17 protein-coding genes are annotated in these 18,732 nt (G+C 71.4%); 11 read left to right on the top strand and 6 right to left on the bottom strand.

Features of this window, described 5'->3' with window-relative positions:
• The first annotated feature begins 94 nt into the window (after nt 1-94).
• Genes ACFWYW_RS53465 through ACFWYW_RS53450 form a run of 4 tightly spaced genes read left to right on the top strand, consistent with a single transcriptional unit; the run spans nt 95 to nt 6,822 of the window.
• Entirely contained in the window at nt 95-2,803 is a 2,709-nt protein-coding gene (locus ACFWYW_RS53465) for a DEAD/DEAH box helicase (RefSeq protein WP_379624582.1), read from the top strand.
• The gene (locus ACFWYW_RS53460; RefSeq protein ID WP_379624584.1) at nt 2,800-3,894 is read left to right on the top strand and encodes an SWIM zinc finger family protein; all 1,095 of its coding nucleotides are present in this window, start codon (nt 2,800-2,802) and stop codon (nt 3,892-3,894) included. Before ACFWYW_RS53465 ends, ACFWYW_RS53460 begins: the two co-directional genes overlap by 4 nt.
• A complete protein-coding gene (locus tag ACFWYW_RS53455; protein ID WP_379624586.1) occupies nt 3,894-6,377 on the top strand; it encodes a BTAD domain-containing putative transcriptional regulator in 2,484 nt (827 codons plus the stop codon). Before ACFWYW_RS53460 ends, ACFWYW_RS53455 begins: the two co-directional genes overlap by 1 nt.
• Nucleotides 6,378-6,414: 37 nt before the next feature.
• On the top strand, nt 6,415-6,822 hold the full coding sequence (locus ACFWYW_RS53450) for an SgcJ/EcaC family oxidoreductase (protein ID WP_379624588.1): 408 nt from the start codon (nt 6,415-6,417) through the stop codon (nt 6,820-6,822).
• Here the strand turns inward: ACFWYW_RS53450 and ACFWYW_RS53445 are convergent.
• Nucleotides 6,819-7,553 (bottom strand): glyoxalase, encoded by a 735-nt coding sequence (locus tag ACFWYW_RS53445; protein WP_379624590.1) that lies wholly within the window; start codon nt 7,551-7,553, stop codon nt 6,819-6,821. The two genes, ACFWYW_RS53450 and ACFWYW_RS53445, sit on opposite strands and share 4 nt — an antisense overlap.
• Nucleotides 7,554-7,623: 70 nt before the next feature.
• Here ACFWYW_RS53445 and ACFWYW_RS53440 point away from each other — a divergent pair, with 70 nt between their 5' ends.
• The 4 genes from ACFWYW_RS53440 (at nt 7,624) to ACFWYW_RS53425 (ending at nt 10,379) form a co-directional block, all read left to right on the top strand.
• Nucleotides 7,624-8,097, top strand: a complete 474-nt coding sequence (locus tag ACFWYW_RS53440; RefSeq protein WP_379624592.1) for a carbon-nitrogen hydrolase family protein — start codon at nt 7,624-7,626, stop codon at nt 8,095-8,097.
• Between the two features lie 108 nt (nt 8,098-8,205).
• Complete coding sequence (locus ACFWYW_RS53435; RefSeq protein WP_379624594.1) at nt 8,206-8,409, top strand: hypothetical protein; 204 nt, start codon at nt 8,206-8,208, stop codon at nt 8,407-8,409.
• Between the two features lie 187 nt (nt 8,410-8,596).
• Entirely contained in the window at nt 8,597-9,082 is a 486-nt protein-coding gene (locus tag ACFWYW_RS53430) for a MarR family winged helix-turn-helix transcriptional regulator (RefSeq protein WP_379624596.1), read from the top strand.
• A 541-nt stretch (nt 9,083-9,623) separates the two neighbouring features.
• Nucleotides 9,624-10,379 carry a FadR/GntR family transcriptional regulator gene (locus tag ACFWYW_RS53425; protein WP_379624598.1) on the top strand — a complete coding sequence of 252 codons (756 nt, stop codon included), beginning with the start codon at nt 9,624-9,626 and terminating at the stop codon, nt 10,377-10,379.
• A 717-nt stretch (nt 10,380-11,096) separates the two neighbouring features.
• Here the strand turns inward: ACFWYW_RS53425 and ACFWYW_RS53420 are convergent.
• The 3 genes from ACFWYW_RS53420 to ACFWYW_RS53410 all read right to left on the bottom strand — a co-directional run bounded on the left by ACFWYW_RS53420 (nt 11,097) and on the right by ACFWYW_RS53410 (nt 13,031).
• Complete coding sequence (locus ACFWYW_RS53420; protein ID WP_379624600.1) at nt 11,097-11,435, bottom strand: hypothetical protein; 339 nt, start codon at nt 11,433-11,435, stop codon at nt 11,097-11,099.
• Between the two features lie 107 nt (nt 11,436-11,542).
• Nucleotides 11,543-12,124, bottom strand: a complete 582-nt coding sequence (locus tag ACFWYW_RS53415) for a dihydrofolate reductase family protein (protein WP_379624602.1) — start codon at nt 12,122-12,124, stop codon at nt 11,543-11,545.
• A gap of 67 nt (nt 12,125-12,191) precedes the next feature.
• Nucleotides 12,192-13,031 (bottom strand): helix-turn-helix domain-containing protein, encoded by an 840-nt coding sequence (locus tag ACFWYW_RS53410; RefSeq protein ID WP_379624604.1) that lies wholly within the window; start codon nt 13,029-13,031, stop codon nt 12,192-12,194.
• A gap of 219 nt (nt 13,032-13,250) precedes the next feature.
• Here ACFWYW_RS53410 and rox point away from each other — a divergent pair, with 219 nt between their 5' ends.
• Nucleotides 13,251-14,705, top strand: coding sequence for a rifampin monooxygenase (gene rox, locus ACFWYW_RS53405; protein WP_379624606.1), 1,455 nt, complete (start codon nt 13,251-13,253; stop codon nt 14,703-14,705).
• A gap of 25 nt (nt 14,706-14,730) precedes the next feature.
• Here the strand turns inward: rox and ACFWYW_RS53400 are convergent, their stop codons facing one another.
• Both ACFWYW_RS53400 and ACFWYW_RS53395 read right to left on the bottom strand, forming a co-directional pair.
• Complete coding sequence (locus tag ACFWYW_RS53400; protein ID WP_379624608.1) at nt 14,731-15,111, bottom strand: ACT domain-containing protein; 381 nt, start codon at nt 15,109-15,111, stop codon at nt 14,731-14,733.
• 4 nt (nt 15,112-15,115) lie between these two features.
• The gene (locus ACFWYW_RS53395) at nt 15,116-16,249 is read right to left on the bottom strand and encodes an aminotransferase class I/II-fold pyridoxal phosphate-dependent enzyme (RefSeq protein WP_379624610.1); all 1,134 of its coding nucleotides are present in this window, start codon (nt 16,247-16,249) and stop codon (nt 15,116-15,118) included.
• Nucleotides 16,250-16,415: 166 nt separating this feature from the next.
• Here ACFWYW_RS53395 and ACFWYW_RS53390 point away from each other — a divergent pair, with 166 nt between their 5' ends.
• Nucleotides 16,416-17,753 carry a lyase family protein gene (locus ACFWYW_RS53390; protein WP_379624612.1) on the top strand — a complete coding sequence of 446 codons (1,338 nt, stop codon included), beginning with the start codon at nt 16,416-16,418 and terminating at the stop codon, nt 17,751-17,753.
• Nucleotides 17,750-18,712: a hypothetical protein gene (locus ACFWYW_RS53385; protein ID WP_379624614.1), complete on the top strand. Its 963-nt coding sequence runs from the start codon at nt 17,750-17,752 to the stop codon at nt 18,710-18,712. Before ACFWYW_RS53390 ends, ACFWYW_RS53385 begins: the two co-directional genes overlap by 4 nt.
• Nucleotides 18,713-18,732 lie beyond the last annotated feature (20 nt).

Here is an 18,732-nt window from a genome sequence, read left to right as displayed (position 1 = left end):
AGGCTAGGCAAGATCCGGGTAAAGCGAGAATGAGGCCTACTCCCGAATCGTGGTGGGGTAAACCACAGGTTCATGTACCGTACACTGTACGGCTGTGACTTCCTTGGTACGGCATGCCGTCGTCTTCGAGCCCGGTGATCCACCACGAGCAGGGACGATGGCCTTCCTCGCCCCCGACGGCGAGGACGGCGTCACGGTGGCCGAGCAGGAGGGCGGCGCGGTGCGTACCCGCCGGGTTCCGGTGCGCAGAATTCCCGTCTCGGAGGCGGTCGCCGTGCTCGCCAGGGCCAGGACCGACCACGAGGCGCACCCGGCCGCCCGCTTCTGGGGCGCCGCGGCGCTGGTGGCGCTCCAGCTGGTGACCAGAGGGCGGATTCTGCCCGGGGTGTCGGCCGGCGACCACGACGCGTGGCGGGCGGGGCCGTTCGACGCCGCCGACGTGGCCAGGATCAGGGAACTGGCCGACGCCATGCCCGCCGCGGCGCGAGCCGTACCGCTGGAGGAAGGCCCTGACGGGCCGGTGCTGCCCGACGCGGACAGCCACGTGCGGGCCTTTCTCGACGCGGTCGCCGACGCGATGCCGCGCTCGCCCGGCGCGGTGCGCGCGACGGGAACCTCCACGTTCGCGGCGATGCGCCCGGTGAAGGTGCCGCAGTTGCGCCCGTGGGCGGAGGAGGTCGCCGCGGGTCTCGACTCCGGGGTACGGCTGTCGCTGCGCCTGGAGTGCGACGACCCGGCCGGATCGGAGTTTCGCGCCGTGGTCCAGCTCCACAGCCTGGCCGACCCCTCACTCGTCGTCGACGCGGCCGACCTGTGGGCCGGCGAGGACCCCGGCTTCGGCGCCCGCGCCAGGATCGAGACGATCATCGCCGTGCGCCGCGCCGCCAAGGCCTGGACCCGGCTGGAACGCCTGCTGGAGAGCGCCGTCCCCGACGAGCTCACCCTGACCGACGGCGACGTCGAGGAACTGCTGGCCGGCGCGTCCACCCGGCTGACCGGCGCCGGCGTGGACGTGCACTGGCCCAGGTCGATGGTGCGCGGGCTCAGTGCCCGCGCCGTGCTCGGCGAGAGCGAGCAGGCGCCCTCCGACCTGCCGTCCTACCTGGGCGGCGCCCAGCTGACCAGCTTCAACTGGCAGCTCGCGCTGGGCGGGCAGCGGCTGACGGCGGCCGAGATGGACCAGCTCGCCGAGGCGCACCGCCCGGTCGTCCGCCTGCGCGACCAATGGGTGCTCATCGACCCCGACGTCGCGCTCAAGGCCCGCCAGCGCGAGCTCAAGCCGCTGAGCGGCATCGACGCCCTGGGCGCCGCGCTGACCGGCACGGTGGAGGTCGACGGCGAGCAGGTCGAGGTCGAGCCGAGCGCCTGGCTGCTGGAGCTGCGTGACCGGCTGGCCGAGCCCGAGGAGATCGGCGTGCCGTCCGGGCTGGCCGCGACGCTGCGCGACTACCAGCTCCGCGGCCTGCGCTGGCTGGCCAGGATGACCTCGCTGGGCCTGGGCGCGTGCCTGGCCGACGACATGGGCCTGGGCAAGACGATCACGCTGATCGCTCTCCACCTGCACCGGGGCGGTGGTCCCACGCTGGTGGTCTGCCCTGCCTCGTTGCTGGGCAACTGGGAGCGGGAGATCACCCGGTTCGCGCCGGGGGTCCAGGTGCGCCGCTATCACGGGACAAATCGCGATTTGTCGGACGAAGGCTTTGTTCTCACGACTTACGGGACGATGCGGTTGGATGCCGAGAAGCTGGCCGCCCATCCGTGGGACCTTCTCGTCGCCGACGAGGCCCAGCATGTCAAGAATCCCGCCTCCAGCACCGCCAAGGCGCTGCGCGACATCCCCGCCGCGGCCCGCGTCGCGCTGACCGGCACCCCGGTCGAGAACAACCTGTCCGAGCTGTGGGCGATCCTCGACTGGACCACGCCGGGCCTGCTGGGCTCGCTGGCCCGCTTCCGCGCCCGCTGGGCGAAGCCGGTCGAGTCCGGCGACTCCGTGGCGGCCGAGCGGCTGGCCAGGCTGGTCGGGCCGTTCCTGCTGCGGCGCCGTAAGTCCGATCCCGGCATCGCGCCCGAGCTGCCGCCCAAGACCGAGACCGACCGGCCCGTGCCGCTCACCACCGAGCAGGCCGCGCTCTACGAGGCGGTCGTGCGCGAGATCATGGCGCAGATCGCGTCCGCCGAGGGCATGGCCAGGCGCGGGCTGATCGTCAAGCTCCTGACCGGGCTCAAGCAGATCTGCAACCACCCCGCCCAGTACCTGCACGAGGCGGCGCCCCAGCTCACCGGCCGCTCGGGCAAGCTGGAACTCCTCGACGAGCTGCTCGACACCATCACCGCCGAGGACGGCGCCGTGCTGGTCTTCACCCAGTACGTGGCCATGGCCAGGCTGCTGGAGAAGCACCTGGCCGGACGGGGCGTCGCCACCCAGCTCCTGCACGGCGGCACCCCGGTGCCCAAGCGCGAGGAGATGGTCCGGCGCTTCCAGGACGGCGAGGTCCCGGTCTTCCTGCTGTCGCTCAAGGCCGCCGGAACCGGGCTCAACCTCACCCGCGCCGACCACGTCATCCACTTCGACCGCTGGTGGAACCCGGCCGTGGAGGACCAGGCCACCGACCGTGCCTACCGCATCGGCCAGACCCGGCCCGTCCAGGTCCACCGGCTGATCACCGAAGGCACCATCGAGGACCGCATCGCCGAGATGCTCGCCGCCAAGCGCTCGCTGGCCGAGGCCGTGCTGGCCGGCGGCGAGGCCGCCCTCACCGAACTCACCGACGCCGAACTCGCGACCCTGGTGGAGCTGAGATGACCGCCGTCAAGGGCTTCCCCGCCTTCCCGCCGCAACGCGCCGGGGCCCGTTTCGCCACCTCCTGGTGGGGCCTGGCGTGGGTCAAGGCCATGGAGGACACCTCCCTGGACCACACACTCCTGCGCAAGGGCCGCGCCTACGCCAAGACCGGGCAGGTCGGGCCCATCGCCGTCTCGCCCGGACGGCTGGCGGCCACGACCGAGGGCGAGTACGACACCGTCGTACGCGTCGCCCAGCTCACCGACGCCGAATGGGAACGTTTCCTCGACCAGGTGGCCGCCCAGTCCGGGCACATCGCCGCGCTCCTGGACGGGGAGGTGCCGCACGCCCTGGTCGAAGCGGCCGAAGACGCCGCCGTCCCGCTGCTGCCGACGGTCGGCGACCTGGAGCCCGAGTGCGACTGCCCCGACTGGGGTCATCCGTGCAAGCACGCGGCCGCCCTGTGCTACCAGACGTCCTGGCTGCTGGACGGCGATCCGTTCATGCTGCTTCTGCTGCGGGGGCGGGGCCGTACCGAACTGCTGGAGGCCCTTCAGCTGCGCGACGCCCCCACGCCCGCCGCGACGGGCATATCGGCATTGGCGGCGTTCTCGCTCGGCGTCCCGCCGCTGCCCGCGCCGCCGCCCGTCGCGGTGGAGTACGTCCCACTGGAGCTGGAGGCGGCCGCGGGCGTGGACGTCGCGGCCCTGAAGGTCCTGGCCGCCGCGGCGTCCGCGCGGGCGCGCGAGCTGCTGTCGGGCGGCAGCCCCGCCGTCCTCACCGAACGCCAGGACCGCGTACGGCTGGCCGCCGAGCACGACCTGGACATCGGCGACGCGCCCGCGGTCCTCGCCTGGCAGTACGGCGGGCCGTCCGGCCTGGAGGTGCTGGAACACGCCTGGACCCCCGGCAGGCAGGAACTGGCCAGGGCCGAGGCCGCCTGGCAGCGTGAGGAACTGCCCCCGGTCCAGGCCGCCCGCAACCGCTGGACCCTGGGCTCCCTGCAGTTGCGCCTGGGCAAGGACGGCCGCTGGTATCCGTTCACGCTGCGCGAGGGCGAGTGGTGGCCCTCCGGAGCACCGGAACGCGACCCCGCGGCGCTCGCCTACTGATGACCGGCATCCGGATCGGGCTGCTCGGGCCGACCACCCTGTCCGGGACCGTATCCCTGCCCGGACGGCCACGGACGCTGCTGGCCCGGCTGGCGCTCGACGCCGGCCGCCAGGTGGCCGTCGACGCGCTGACCGAGGCGGTGTGGCCGGGCAGGCTGCCGGACCATCCCGTGCGGGCGCTGCAGTCGCTGGTGTGGCGGTTGCGCGGCGCGCTGCCGGACGGCCTGGAATCCGGGCAGGGCTGGTACCGGCTGAACGTCGAGGCGTCCTCGGTGGACGCGCACCTGTTCGAGCGCCTCGCCCTCGAAGGCGGCCGGGCGCTGCGGGAGGGCCGGGCGCAGACCTCGCAAAGGCTCCTCGGTGAGGGGCTCGCGCTGTGGCGGGGTGACGCGCTCGCCGACGTGGCCGACTCCCCGTTCGTCGCCGCGGCGGCCCGGCGGCTGCGGGAGGCCCGGCTGACGGCCACGGAGGACTGGATCGAGGCCGGGCTCGTGGCAGGGGCGGAGCCGTCCCGGCTGGTGGCACTGCTGGAGGAGCACACGGCCACGCACCCGGTGCGCGAGCGTGCGCACGGGCTGCTGATGCGGGCGCTGCGCGCGGCCCTGCGGCCGAGCGAGGCACTGGCCGCCTACGAGCGCTTCCGGGTACGGCTGGCGGACGAACTCGGCGCCGACCCCGGCCCCGAGCTGGTGGCGATCCACGCGGCGTTGCTGCGGGGCTCGCCCGGCGCCGCGGAGGTGCGGGCGCGCGGCAACCTGCGGGCTCCGCTGACCGCGATCGTGGGACGGGAGGAGGACCGGCGCCGCGTGGGTGAACGGCTGGCGGGCGCGCGGCTGGTCACGCTGGCCGGACCCGGAGGGGTGGGGAAGTCGAGACTGGCCGCCGCCGTGGCCGGGGACCTCCGCACGGACTTTCCCGGCGGCGTGTGGTGGGCGGATCTGGGCGCCGTGGCCGGTGACGACGACGTGCCCGCGGCGGTGGCGACCGCCGCCGGGCTGCGCGAGTCTCTGCCGCCGAACCCGGTGCGCGACGTGGTCGCGCGCCTGGCCGAGGCGTTCGCCGGCCCGCCCGCGCTGATCGTGCTGGACGGATGTGAGCACGTGGTCGACGGTGCCGCCCGGCTGGCGGGTGAGCTGCTCGGGCGCTGTCCCCGGCTGACGGTCCTGGCGACCAGCCGGGAACGGCTCGGCCTGGCCGGGGAGGCGCTGTGGCCGGTGCGTCCCCTGCCCGTTACCGGGCCGGGCGAGGACGCGGCGGCCGGGCCCGCCGTACGGTTGTTCGCCGAGCGGGCCGCGGAGGCCGACCCCGACTTCACGCTGTCGCCAGGCAACCTGACCACGGTCGCCGGCATCTGCCGGGAGCTCGACGGGCTGCCACTGGCGATCGAACTGGCCGCCGCCCGGTTGCGGTACGCGAGCCTGGAGCAGCTGGCCGCCCGCCTGGGCGACCGCTTCGGGGTGCTGGTCGGCGGCAGCCGTACCGGCTCGCCACGGCACCGCACGCTGCGCGCGGTCGTCGACTGGAGCTGGAACCTCCTCGACGAACCCCAGCGCCGGCACGCGGCCAGGCTCGCGGTGTTCGCCGGGACGTTCTCCGAGCCGAGCGCCGCGCGGCTGGGCGTGCCCGGGGAGACGCTGACCGAGCTGGCCGACCGCTCGCTGATCGGCGCGCACGCCGGCCGCTATCGGATGCTCGACACGATCCGCGCCTATGGCCGCGAGCGCCTGGACGAGCGCGGCGAGCTGGAGCAGGCACGGCGCGAGCACGCCGCCTGCTTCCTCGACCTGGCGGAACGCGCCGCCCCGCACCTCCGCGGCCCCGCACAGCGGCGGTGGACGGCGGACCTGGCCGCCGACCGGGACAACCTGCTGCTGGCCTTCCACCACGCCCGCGAACACGGCGACGCCGCCACCGCGCTCCGCCTGGCGCTGGCACTCGAGGCGTTCTGGGCCGGGCACGACGATCACGCCCAGACCGCCACGCGCCTGCGCGCCGCCCTGCTGGTGCCGGGCCCGGCGCCGGAGGGCGCGCGAGCGGCCGCGACGGCCTGGTGCCTGTTCCACGCCCACCTGTGTGAACAACCCGCCAGAGCCGCGGACCTCCCCCCGGCCCCGCCCCCGACCGGCCGGGTGGAGGACACGATCATCCACGCGCTGACCACCGGCGACCTGTCCGCCCTCGTGCGCGGGCGGCCGCATCCCGATCCGTGGCTGCGCGGCAGGCTCGCGGTGGTGGAGGCCATGCTGCACGACCGCGCCGGCGAGGCCCCCGCGATGCGCCACCACCTGGCCGCGGCGGCGCGAGCGTTCCGCGAGGCCGGAGGCGGCTGGGAGGCGGCCATGGCCCTGGCCTACCTCGCCGCCGAACACACCAGGGCAGGCCACCACCAGGAGGCCGACGCCGCCCGCACCCAGGCCCTCGCCCTGGCCCACGATCTGAACATCACCGATCAGGTACGGCAGGCGTGGGCGGAAGCCGTTTGAGAGCGATCTGAGAGCGCCACCCGGCAAGGTCGGGTTCATGACGATGGACGACGAGAACGCGATCAAGGACCTCGCACGCCGGCAGCTGACCGCCTGGGCCGACGGCGACGGTCAGGCCTTCGCCCGCACCTTCACCCACGACGCCGACTTCATAGCGGCCAACGGCGAACTGATCCAGACCCGGGAGGCGCTCGCGCTCAGCATGCAGGAGGGCTTCGACGGCTTCATGAAGGGCACCCGCATGTCAGAGGCCCAGCACACCCACATCCGCTTCCCCGCCCCCGGCACCGCCATCATGATCACGGTCGGCAACTGCGTCCTGCGCGACGGTGCCACCCAGTGCAGGACCGAGGATCTGTCCCAGCAGACCCGCGTGGCCGTGCGGACGGACGAGGGCTGGCTGTTCACCAGCTTCCACAACAGCCGCGTGCGACCACGCCTCTAATCGCCCAGCCAGGAGTCCAGGGAGTCGGCCTCCTGGAGTTCGGCGGCGACGCGGGCCTGCTCCTCCGGCGTCAGCGACAGCGCCTTCAGGTCGATGACCAGGTCGTCGACCCTGTGGCGCTCGTCCAGGGCGATGGCCAGCTCGATCATCGTGGCCAGGGCCAGCGCCCGGTCCACGGCCGGGGCGTCGTCGGCGTGCCGACGCAGGGCGGAGGTCAGGGCGCGGAAGGCGGCCCGGTCGTCGTTCTTGAACTCCCGCAGGATGCGCGCGTTGTCGATCGCCTTGGCCAGGCGGGGCAGGCTCTTGTCGCCGCCGTACTCCAGCTCCATGGGCTCGTCACGCTGGATGAAGATGATCGAGTTGCCCGACGGGTCGACGAGCGTGAAGCGGGTGGCGCCTTTGCGGTAGCGGGTGATGCGCGGCCGTCCCGACGCCAGCACCTTTCCGTAGGCGCCGCGCATCGCGGCGCTGAAATGTGCGTGGTACGGCGCCGCCGCGTCGATCATCACGAGGCAGCCGCCGCCGTCCTCGTTGGCCGGATCCATGCCCTCGGGCGGCTTGCCGAAGTGGAGCTCGACGTTGCTCCACCGCAGTGCCAGGTACAGGTACGGCTTGGTCATCTTGTAGGTGACCTCGAACCCGAGCGCCTGGTAGAACTCCAGTGTCTCGTCGAGGGACACGCACGGCAGGACCGGGACGGTGGTCTCGTTCTGGGGCATCGTTGGAGTCACCTGGTGAGGGTAGGACGGATCACGAAATCTCGCCTATGGACCGTTCCAAGGCGGCAAGTAGGATGCCCGCGTGTCCTATGAGATCTTGACCGTCGCGCTCGCCCAGACCTCCTCGGTACCCGGCGACGTGACCGCCAACGCCAGTGACGCCGCTGCCGCGATCAAGGGCGCCGCCGCGTCCGGTGCGAGCCTGATCATGTTTCCCGAGCTCTCTCTCATCGGCTATGACCTGGATCTTCTTCACGATTCTGGCGCTTGGGTGAGTGAGGATGACCCTCGGCTGGAGGTCGTGCGCGGGGCCGTACGGGAAGGTGGGCTGACGGCGGTCGCCGGTGCGGCCTACCGGCACCCCGACGGGACGCCGTGGCTCGCGTCGCTGGCGTTCTCTCCCGACGGGCGGGTGCACGTGCACGGGAAGTGCCATCTGCACGGACGTGAGCGGGAGCTGTTCCGGGCCGCCGGGCCGGGTGCGCTGCTCGACGTGGACGGGTGGCGGGTCGGGCTGGCCATCTGTTACGACGCCGGTGTGCCTGCACATGCGTAGGACGCGGCTCGGCGGGGTGCGGAGGTTTATGCGGGTTCGGCGTTGTACCTCCTGGAGGAGACGCGGCGGATCGATCTGCATTTCGGGGCACGGGCGATGGATCATCGGATGTTCGCCGTGGTGGCCAATCACGCCGGGAGCGGGCCCGGGTGGGTGTCGTGCGGGGGCAGCGGCGCCTGGCATCCGGACGGGACCCGGCTCACCCAGGCGGCCAGCGGTCCCGGGGTGTTCACGGCGGTGTTGTCGCGGGCCGAGATGGCGGGACTGCGGGAGAAGGACGCGCGTGCGGGGTACCCGCGTGCGGCGGGGTGATCGCTGTCGTCAGGCCGCCGCGTTGTGCGGGGCGTCGTTCGCCCGGACGCCCCACGCGGGCACATCCCTTTCAAACCTCGCCTCAGCAGCGCCCTGGACGTTCATGCCCGGCCCTCTCTCAGAACAAGCCGCAAAGTCTCTCAACGCTTCGGCTTCCGACTATCGGGCCTCGAATAAACTGCGCGGCATGGACGTGTTCGACGGCATCCTCGCCGCGTGGCAACGGGAACGGCCCGATCTGGATCTTTCGCCCATCGGGGTGTTCGGGCGGCTCGCCGGGGTGACGCGGCGGATCGAGGCGGCGGTCGAGGAGGTGTTCGCGCGGCACGGGCTGAGGCAGGGCGAGTTCGACGTGCTGGCGGCGCTTCGGCGATCCGGCCCGCCGTACACGCTGATCCCGTCGGAACTGGCGGCGGTGCTGATGATGTCGCGCGCCGGAATGACGAACCGCCTCGACCGCCTGGAGGCCGCGGGCCTCGTCGAGCGCACCCTCGACGCCGCCGACCGGCGCAGCTTCCGCATCACGCTCACGGAGGAGGGCCGCCGCGTCATCGACGAAACCCTCACCGAACACGCCGCCACCCTGGCCCGCCTGGCCACCACCCTCTCCCCCGAAGACACCGCCACCCTCGACCGCATCACCCGCACCATGCTCACCAACCTGGACCGCTGAGGCCCTGCTCAAACAGCCCTGCCCGCCCACACCCACCCGAACTGCCCGCGCACCCGGCCTGAGCCAGAACCCCCACATCCCAACCCGAGCCTCGTCGCCACATCCTGATCGGACTTCGCGCCCAAGCCACCACCGGTCCCGGCCCGCCCCGTGCCACGCTCCGACACATGCGCCTGCTGCCCCGGCTCGGTCCCTCGGCTTCAACCACCCAACCCACCACCCCGCGCCGCAACCCCGTGGCCGGCTTTGGCCCGGCACCGTGGCACAAGCAGTAGCGGGCCAAGCAGGTGCGTTGGCCTGCCTGCCTGGCCACACAACGTGCACAGCCACACGACCGAGTGCGGCCAGGCAACCTTCGGTCCGGCGCGGACCCGAGATTGGCCGCGCACCGAGCGGCGCTCCAGGCCTCAGATCGCCGCCACACAAGGGCCCGGACCCCGGGATGCCGAGCATCGAATGGGTGCGTCCGGCCCGCAGCATCGGACCGGCCGGGAGGGTCAGCTCGTCAAGAAGGTGTCAGGTTGCCTAGCCGCACGCTAAGATGGCGATCAAACAACAGCGACCACACGACGAGGGGTTCCAGGCGATGGCGACGGGCGGCTCGAAGTTCGAGGTGACCCCTGTGGTCAAGAAGAGCGCGGCGGTGCAGGTGGCCGACCAGCTCGTCGTGGCCATCCGCGACGGGCACCTCAAGCCTGGCGACAAGCTACCGCCCGAACGCGAGCTCGCACAGAACTTCGACGTCAGCCGCCCGACCATCAGGGAAGCGCTGGCCGCGCTGGAGCTTGCCGGGCTGGCCAAGTCGCACAAGGGCAGGGGGACGATCGTCACCGGATCGTCCGCCGTCGTGGCCACCTGGGGCGTTGAGGTGCTGCCGCCACAGGTGTTCGAGGCCCGGCTGGCCATCGAACCGGCCCTGGCGGCACTGGCCGCCGAGAAGCGTTACCCCGAGGACCTCGACGCGTTGGAGTCAACGCTGGCCGAGCTGGAGGACGAATACGCGCGGACCGGCGCGTACGTCAGCGACCTGCCCCTACACCGCGCCATCGCCCGCGCGGCCCGTAACCCGATCCTCGAAAAGTCCCTGGAGGAGGCGCTTCGTCACCTCGACGGCCCGCTGTGGTCGGAGCTGCGCCGCCGCGCCCTGTCCGCGCCGGGTGCGCGAGGCGGGCATGTGGCCGAGTTCCGCCTGGTGTTCGAGCACATCGCGGCCGGCCGAGCTGAAGAGGCGGCGGACGTATGGCGCCAGCACCTCCTCCACTATCGCAGCGAGATCATCGGCTCCCCGTCCGCCTGACCATCTCCAAGCACCATTCACGACCAGGTATCTCGACGGCGCCGCATCAGAGATCGAGAACGTGCTGGATCGGTCCGCCGTCGACGGCGCACCCTCCGTCCCTTTGAGTGATCCTGGCATACCTGATTGCCGGCGCCGGGAATGAACCTGACGGAGATCGCGCGCAAGCTGGTCATTCCCGCCGGCAAGAACAAGGGCCGTAACCCCTCACTGGCCAGCGTCCTACCCACTACTGACGGACGTGGGCGCACTGTCCGGGTGATACCGGATGTGGGGTATGAACGGCGCTTGGCCACCGGGCCGATGACGAGACTGCCGTCGACCGGCCGCAGCTGCCCGCTCACCGCCTTTCTTGGTGCGGCGGGCGTCGGCCAGCAGCCGCAACGTCGAGACTCTCATCGCTTCTGGTGTCCTTCGCCGCTGGGTTCTGGGTGTGGGTGCCCCTGGCATGGTGGATCGTGCGTGAGTGCCGACATCACGGCGGCGGACCCGCCCCGAGCTGATGGAGCTGCTCACCTCAGCCGAGCAGCTACTCGCAGCGACCGGGCAAGCGGCCCAGCTGTGCCCCACCTACGGCGGCGCGACCACAGCCGAAGGCGAACGGACGCGCCTGCCGCGTAGCTCCGCCAGAGCGAAACGGGCGACACCAATGAGCACCAGCCGGCGCGGCTGCGACAGGTCTCGCAGGTGCGGGCCGACTCAAGGCAGGTCCATCCCTCAGCAGCCCTGCCTGGATTTCTCCTGAGCTTCGAAAGGTGCGCCATGCCGCAGGTTCCAGACCGGTGGGCGGCGATCAAGCCGGGCCGGTTGTATTACGGCGGCATGCTCGGCGCTGGAGGTCTGCACGCCCACCACGCCGTGCAGTTCCTCATGGGGAAGGATCTGATCCTGGCCGGCGCCGACGGCCGGGCGCACGCCATCACGGCGGCGCTCATTCCAGCCAATGCGCCGCACGCGATCGTTCAGGGCACGTCCGATGCGTTGCTGGCCCTGATCGATCCCGCCCAGGCCGGAGCTCAGCCGGTCGCGAGCCGGCTCGGCGGCGGCCTGGCGCATCGATGTGGACGTGCCCGCCCCGCTGGCGGAAACTGCCGTGCCGCCCTCGAAAGCGCTGGAGTATGTGGAGGCCCGTGCTGCCTACGACGCGTACATGACGCAGCCGCTCAACGGCGCACCTGATAGCGCAGGTGAAGCACCCGGTTGCCCTGAATCACCACGTCAGGGTCCTCCAGCAGGTGCTGCGCGTGGACCGACCCGAAGTAGCGCTTGCCGGACCCGAACACGACGGGTACGACGTCCATGCGCACCTCGTCGATCAGGCCCGCGGCGAGCACCTGGCCACCGACGTCGCCGGCGGCGACCTCGACCACACGCTCACCCGCGAGCTCCTGCGCCTTGGCCATGGCCGCCTCGACGCCGTCGACGAAGTGGAACGGCGCCTCGGGGTCCCAGCCCTCGGGCGCCGGCCGGTGCGTCACGACGACCACGTGGTCGATCCCGCCCGGAGGCTTCCCGTCCCAGCCGTCCGTCATGTCGAAGACGTGGCGGCCGACGATCGTCACCCCGATCTGGTCCCAGTACGGCCGGGTGTAGTCGTGGGACGTCTGCGACACCTTCACCTCGCCGCTCTCGTCCAGCGGGACGTCACCGCTGGTCAACCAGTCGAACAGCGGTCCGGGCTGGTCATTCTCGTCCGCGACGAAACCGTCCACCGACACCGAGCTGTACATGACCACCTTGCCCACGGGGCTCTCCTCTGCTCTGGGGTGCCCCCAAAATTAGCGTGTCGTGAGCCGCCGCTCTTGTAAGAAATCAATCGGCCGGCAGCGGCCAGCCGTTCAGCACGTGGCCGGGATGTTCGCGCAGGAACCGCCGCCGGACTTCGACGTACCGGGTCGGCGTGAGCCCGGTGAACGCCCGGAACTCGTGGCCGAAGTGGGCCTGGTCGAAGTAGCCCGCGCCACCGGCGAGCTCGCCCCAGTCGATCGGTCCGGCGGGGTCGATCGCGAACACGGTGGTGGTGAAGCGCCAGGTGCGGGCCAGCCGCTTCGGCGTGACGCCGATGAGCTCCTTGAACCGCTGCGCCAGATGTGTGCTGCTGACACCGGCTGCCGTGCTCAGGTCGCCGATCGCCACCGCCCCGCCGGCCGCCGCGATGACGCCGCTCGTATGGCGGACCAGCCCCAGGCCGGCGCTCTCGCGCAGCCGTCGCATCAGCTCCTCCTCAAGAAACGTCAGCATCTCGTACGGCCCGGCCGCCGTCGCCAGCCGGTCCCGCAACTCGGCGACGGCGGGGCGGCCCCACACCTGCTCCAACGTCACCGGCCGGTCACACAGCTCGGCCGCGGGCATCGGCAGGAACGGCGCCGGCCCCCACGGCTTGAAGTGCACGCCGACCGACCGGGTCCCCGGCGGATAGCCGAACTCGAAGGCGCGGGTGGGCATCGTGACCACGCACCCGTCCGCGTATTCGGCCGTCTCGATTTCGGTGCCGGCGCGGATGCGGAACGGCGCCCCGAGGTTGACGATGAGCAACGCCGCCGGCATCGGCGGCAACATCAGCCGGGCGTACGGCGACGCACCCTCCAGGTAATAAAGGTCGTCGATCAGCCCGTCCAGCGGCGGTCGCGGCACTCTGGACACGTACTTCACACCCCCAGTATCGCCGCCCCCTTGGGGGCGCCGGAAAAGGGTTGGACGGGATCATCCCCGGGCCGGTAGCTTGCTGTTGATCGTGACGCCGCCCGAGGAGGTGAGACCCATGAACGCTGTAGCGATGTGGGTGCTCCCCCCTGCCGTCACGGTCGGGCGATTGACGTAGGTGTCGCCGGGAGCGCCGCGCCAACAAGGCACTCCCGAAAGGCAACACCTATGCACTCTCAGCAGGTCATCGCCTACGACGTCATCATCGCCGGTTGCGGGCCGACCGGTGCGATGCTGGCCGCCGAACTGCGGTTGCACGACGTACGGGTACTCGTTCTGGAGAAGGAAACCGAACCCACGTCTTACGTCCGCATAGTCAGCCTGCATATCCGCAGTCTCGAACTGATGGCGATGCGCGGACTGCTGGATCGCATGCTCCGGCATGGAAGACAGCGTCCGGTCGGCGGTATCTTCGCCGCCATCCCCAAACCCGCGCCCAAGGGCCTGGATTCCGCGTACGCCTATCTGCTGGGCATCCCGCAGCCGGTCATCGAGAACCTGCTTGAGGAACATGCGATCGGCCTGGGCGCACAGGTCCGGCGCGGTTGCGTGGTGGCCGGGTTCGAGCAGGACGACGAGGGTGTGACCGTCGAGCTGGCCGGCGGGGAACGGCTGCGTTCGCGCTATCTCGTCGGCTGTGACGGCGCGCGCAGTACGGTGCGCAAGCTGCTCGGCGTCGGCTTCCCCGGCGAGCCCTCACGGGCCGACACGCTCATGGGTGAGATGAAAGCAGGCGTGCCGCAGGAGGAGATCGCCGCCAAGGTAGCCGAGATCAGCCGGACCCATCAGCGATTCTGGCTCAGGCCCTTCGGCGAAGGGGTCTACAGCGTGGTGGTTCCCGCCGCGGGAGTCAGTGACCGCGCGGAACCGCCCACCCTCGAGGATTTCCAGCAGCGGCTGCGCGCCATCGCCGGCACCGATTTCGGCGTGCATTCTCCGCGCTGGCTGTCCCGTTTCGGAGACGCCACCCGGCTGGCCGAACGCTACCGGGCCGGTCGGGTGCTGCTGGCCGGCGATGCGGCGCACATCCATCCGCCCATCGGCGGTCAGGGCCTCAACCTGGGCGTTCAGGACGCGTTCAACCTCGGCTGGAAGCTGGCCGCACAGGTCCGCGGCTGGGCGCCGGAATCACTGCTGGACACCTACCACGCCGAACGCCATCCGGTCGCCGAGGCCGTGCTGGACAACACCCGCGCCCAGACGGAACTGCTGTCCGCCGAACCGGGCCCGCAGGCAGTGCGCAGGCTGCTCACCGAACTGATGGACTTCGACGAGGTGAACCGCCGTCTGATCGAGAAGATCACCGCGACCGGCATCCGCTACGACTTCGGCGAGGGCCCCGATCTGCTCGGCCGCCGCATGCGCGACATCGACGTGAAACAGGGCCGCCTTTACGGCCTGCTGCATCGCGGCCGCGGCCTGCTACTGGACCGCACCGAACGCCTGACCGTCGGCGGCTGGTCGGACCGGGTCGACTACCTCGCGGATCCCACGGCGGAACTGGATGTCCCGTGCGTCCTGCTCCGTCCCGACGGGCACGTCGCCTGGATCGGCGACGATCAGCAGGACCTGGACGAGCGCCTCACCCGCTGGTTCGGCAGGCCGCCCACCGATCTCACCTGAGCCGCCGGCCGAGGCCGGAGCGCGATCAGGCGCCGGTGCCGATCACGTGGCCGTGGGCTTCCAGCGCCGCCCTGGCCTCGGGCAGGTCGGCGGTGCGTACCAGCAGATAGTCGGTGTCGAACGTGGACAGTGCGAACACCGAAACCCGCACCTCGGCCAGCGGCGCGGTCAGCGACGCCAGGATGCCGACGAGCGAGAAGTCCAGCGCGCCGGCCACCCGCAGCGCACTGAAGCCGTTCTCCACCTTCGCCCCGGGCGGCTCCGCACCGGAGCGGCACACCACCGAGACCTCCTCGGCGGTGACCGTCAGCGTGTAGAACTCGGCCGCCACCGGCGGCGGGGGTGGGGCGGAGGTGGCGGGCAGCCGGCAGACGGAGTACTCGTTCGCGAGCAGGAGCAGTTCCACGTCTTCACCTTCCTGAGGCGGGCGGCAGGGCGGCCACGACGGGTGAGAGCGCGTCGAGGGCCTCGGCCAGGTAGCCGGTGTCCATGCCGATGTTGATCCTGAACCATCCTTCCCTGCCGAAGAACACGCCGGGCGCGACCAGCACGCTCGCCTCGCGCCGGAACAGGTCGCCGACCTCGACGGACGACAGGTCGCTGTCATAGCGGACGAACGCCAGCGCGGAGGCCATCGGCGGGAGCGCGGTGAGCTTGCCGTCCTGCCGCCTCGCCCATGCCGCGAACAGGTCGTAGCCTCTGCGCACGCAGGCGCGGTTGCGCTCGAACAGCCGTCGCCTGGCCGCGGGCCTGAGCGCGCACTCGGCGAGGAGGTTGTCGAGGCGGCCGGTCGCGATCGCGACGTACTCGTGCCGGCGCCACAGGTCGGCGAGTTCGGGATGGGTGCATACGGCCCAGCCGATGCGCAGTCCGGACAGGCCATAGGACTTCGACAGGCTGCCCACCCCGATGACCTTGTCGGTCATGCCGACGAACGACGGCGTCTCGTCGTCGGTCAGGCGTTCGCTGCCCCGGTAGACCTCGTCGGCCACGAGCCAGGCGCCGCAGTCCTCGGCGATCCGCACGATCTCCGCCATCTCCTCTTTTGTGAGGATGTAGCCGGTCGGGTTGTTGGGGTTGCACACGTAGATGAGCCTGGTGCCGGGGGTGGCGACCTGGCGGAGTCGCTCCAGGTCGGGCGCCCAGCCGCGGTCGGCGTGCAGTTCGAACGCGGCCACGTCGCAGCCGCGGTTGCGGGCCAGGCCCCAGACCTGGCGGTAGCCGGGTTCCATGACCACGACGCGGTCCCCCGGCTCGCAGAGCGCGTCCACGATCGCGGCGTTGGCCTCGGACGCGCCCACGGTGACCAGCACGTCGTCGGTGCCGATGCCGTCGTGGAGACCGGCGATGAGGCCGCGCAGGGACCGTTCGCCGTTGACCTCCGGGTAGTAGAGCGGCACGGACATGATCCGCTCAAGGTCGTCGCCGTCCTCGACGAGGTCGGCCACGGTGACGGGGTCGACGGTCGAGTCGGCGAGGTTGAAGCGCACGGTCTGCTCGTGGTCGGACTGCCAGTTCTCAAGCTCGAACGTCTGGAAGGTCACAGGCACTCCTTCGGCGAACAGGTCAGGTTGCCTGGCAGGTTGCCTCACGCCCGAAATCCTGTCAAGAGTGTCTGTTGTCTGCATATTTAGGGATTGACACGCTCTCTTTCCCCATGGAGTCTGGCTGTCTACCTACCAGGCAACCTTTCAAGTGAGGGGTGATGCTATGGATCAGAACCGTGTCGAACATGACCTCCTCGGCGAGATCAGACTTTCCTCGAGCGACCTGTTCGGCATCCATACGGCGCGGGCCAGCGAGAACTTCCGTCTCGGCGGCGAGTCGCTGCGCCAGTTCCCCGCCCTGCTGACCGCGCTCGCGCAGGTCAAGAGCGCGGCGGCATGGGCCAACGTCAAGCTCGGCGTGCTGCCCGAGGAGATCGGAAACGCCATCATGGCCGCGGCCGCGGAGGTCGCCGCCGGCGACCTGCACGAGCACTTCCCGCTCGACGTGGTGCAGGGGGGCGGCGGCACCTCGACCAACATGAACATGAACGAGGTCCTGGCCACCCGCGCCACCGAACTCCTCGCCACGGCACCAGCAACCACCCCAGATGTGCGGGTCGATCCGCATGACCATGTGAACAGGTCGCAGTCGACCAACGACGTGATGCCCACCGCGCTCAACATCGCCGTCCTGACCACCGCCCAGGCGACCGTGCGGTCCCTGCGCGTAGTCGCCGAGTCGCTGCGCAGGCAGGCCGCGCGGTACCGGTCCCTGGACAGGCTGGGACGCACCTGCCTGCAGGACGCGGTGCCCGTACCGGCCGGACTTGTCCACGACGGGCAGGCGAGCGCGGTGCTGTCGGCCGCCAGGCTGCTGGAGTCGGCGGCCGGTGAACTGAGGGGTGTGCCGCTCGGCGCGACCGCGATCGGCACCGGCCTGGGCGCCCCGCCGGGTTACGCGGCGCCGGCCCTGGAACGGCTGGCCGAGGAGACCGGGCTCGCCCTCGAACCCGCAGCGAACCTGTCCGACGGCATCGCCTCGCTGGAGGCTCTGGCCTCCGTCGCCGACGCCATGGCCAGAGGCGGACGGGTGCTCGCCCGCGTCGCGAGCGACCTGCGGCTGCTGTCCTCTGGCCCGGTGGGCGGCATGGCGGAGGTACGGCTGCCGCCCATGCAAGCAGGCTCCTCGATCATGCCGGGCAAGGTGAACCCGGTCATCCCGGAACTGGTCATGCAGGTCTCCTTCCAGCTGGAAGGCGGCGCCCACACCGTCCACCTGGCCTGCGCGGCAGGCGAGCTCGAGGTCACCCCCTGGGGCCCGGTGGTCACCGCGGAACTCCTGCGCGGCCTGCGCCGCCTGGAACGCGTGGCCCTGCTGTTCGCCACCCGGTGCCTGGACGGGATGGCGTGGAACGAGGACGCGGTCCGCGACAACCTGCGCGGCTCCCTGCGCGAGGCGGTGGAGTCGGCGGTCGAGCACGGCCACGCCTACGCCGTCACCCACTTCCCCCTGGAACCCTCACCCGTCACCGACCCGAACCACCCGGCAGGCACCCCATGACCCTCATCACCGACCCGATCCACGACGGCGCCACCGATCCCGTGCTCGTCTGGAACAGCGCGGAGTCAACCTGGTGGTGCGTGTTCGTCCACCGCAGGGCCAACACCCGGATCGGCGGAGCGCCCAGGATCGGCCGCTGCCACGGCGGCCGGGTAGCCGCCGCCAGCTCAGCCGACGGCGGTACGAGCTGGCTCTACCGCGGCACCCTGGACCTGCCGGTCGAACCGGGTCTCAACACCTTCTGGGGCCCCGACGTGATCCGGCACGACGGCCTGCACCACATGTTCGTCACGTTCATCAGAGGCGTGCCCGACGACCCCGCCTGGGACACTCACGGCAGGCCGAGCCCGTGGCACCGCCAGATCCACCACCTGACCAGCCCCGACCTGTGGACCTGGTCGCACGCGGGACGCGTGGACCTCGGCACCGACCACGCCGTCGACCCGTACGTGCACCCGCTGCTCGAGGGCGGCTTCGGGCTCTGGTTCAAGGACGAGAACCGCGGCGGCTCCGTCTGGCTGGCCGTCAGCGACGACCTCGACGGGTGGAAGGTCGAGGAGCAGGCGCTGGCCGGCTGGCACGAGGGCCCGGCGGTGTTCACGCTGGGCGGCCAGGGGTGGATGGTCGCCGAGACCCGCGGTGGCCCGGCCGTCTACCGCTCGCCCGACCTGCGCCGGTGGGAACACCGGGGCGCCCTGACCGTGCCCGGCCACGCACCGCGGCAGCCGTACATCCATCCGGTCGCGCACGACCGGGCGGCCATCCTCTACTACGCGCAGACCGGACGGGACAGTTTCGGCGAGGAGGTGCCGACGTCGGGACAGTCGTCGGCCATCCACGCCGCGGAGCTGGTCCTGATCGGGGGCGACCTCACGGTTCGCACGGCGAGCGCGCTCTCACTGACCGGCCACGACTCCGCCGTACGGCGGGCGCCGTCGGCCGGCACACCCAGCCCCTGAACCGCGCACAGCAAGTTGGT

The organism is Nonomuraea sp. NPDC059023 (assembly GCF_042740095.1).
In the GTDB taxonomy this organism is placed as follows: Bacteria; Actinomycetota; Actinomycetes; order Streptosporangiales; family Streptosporangiaceae; genus Nonomuraea.
Note: the sequence above shows the minus strand (reverse complement) of the source record. Positions and strands in the feature narration are given on the sequence as shown.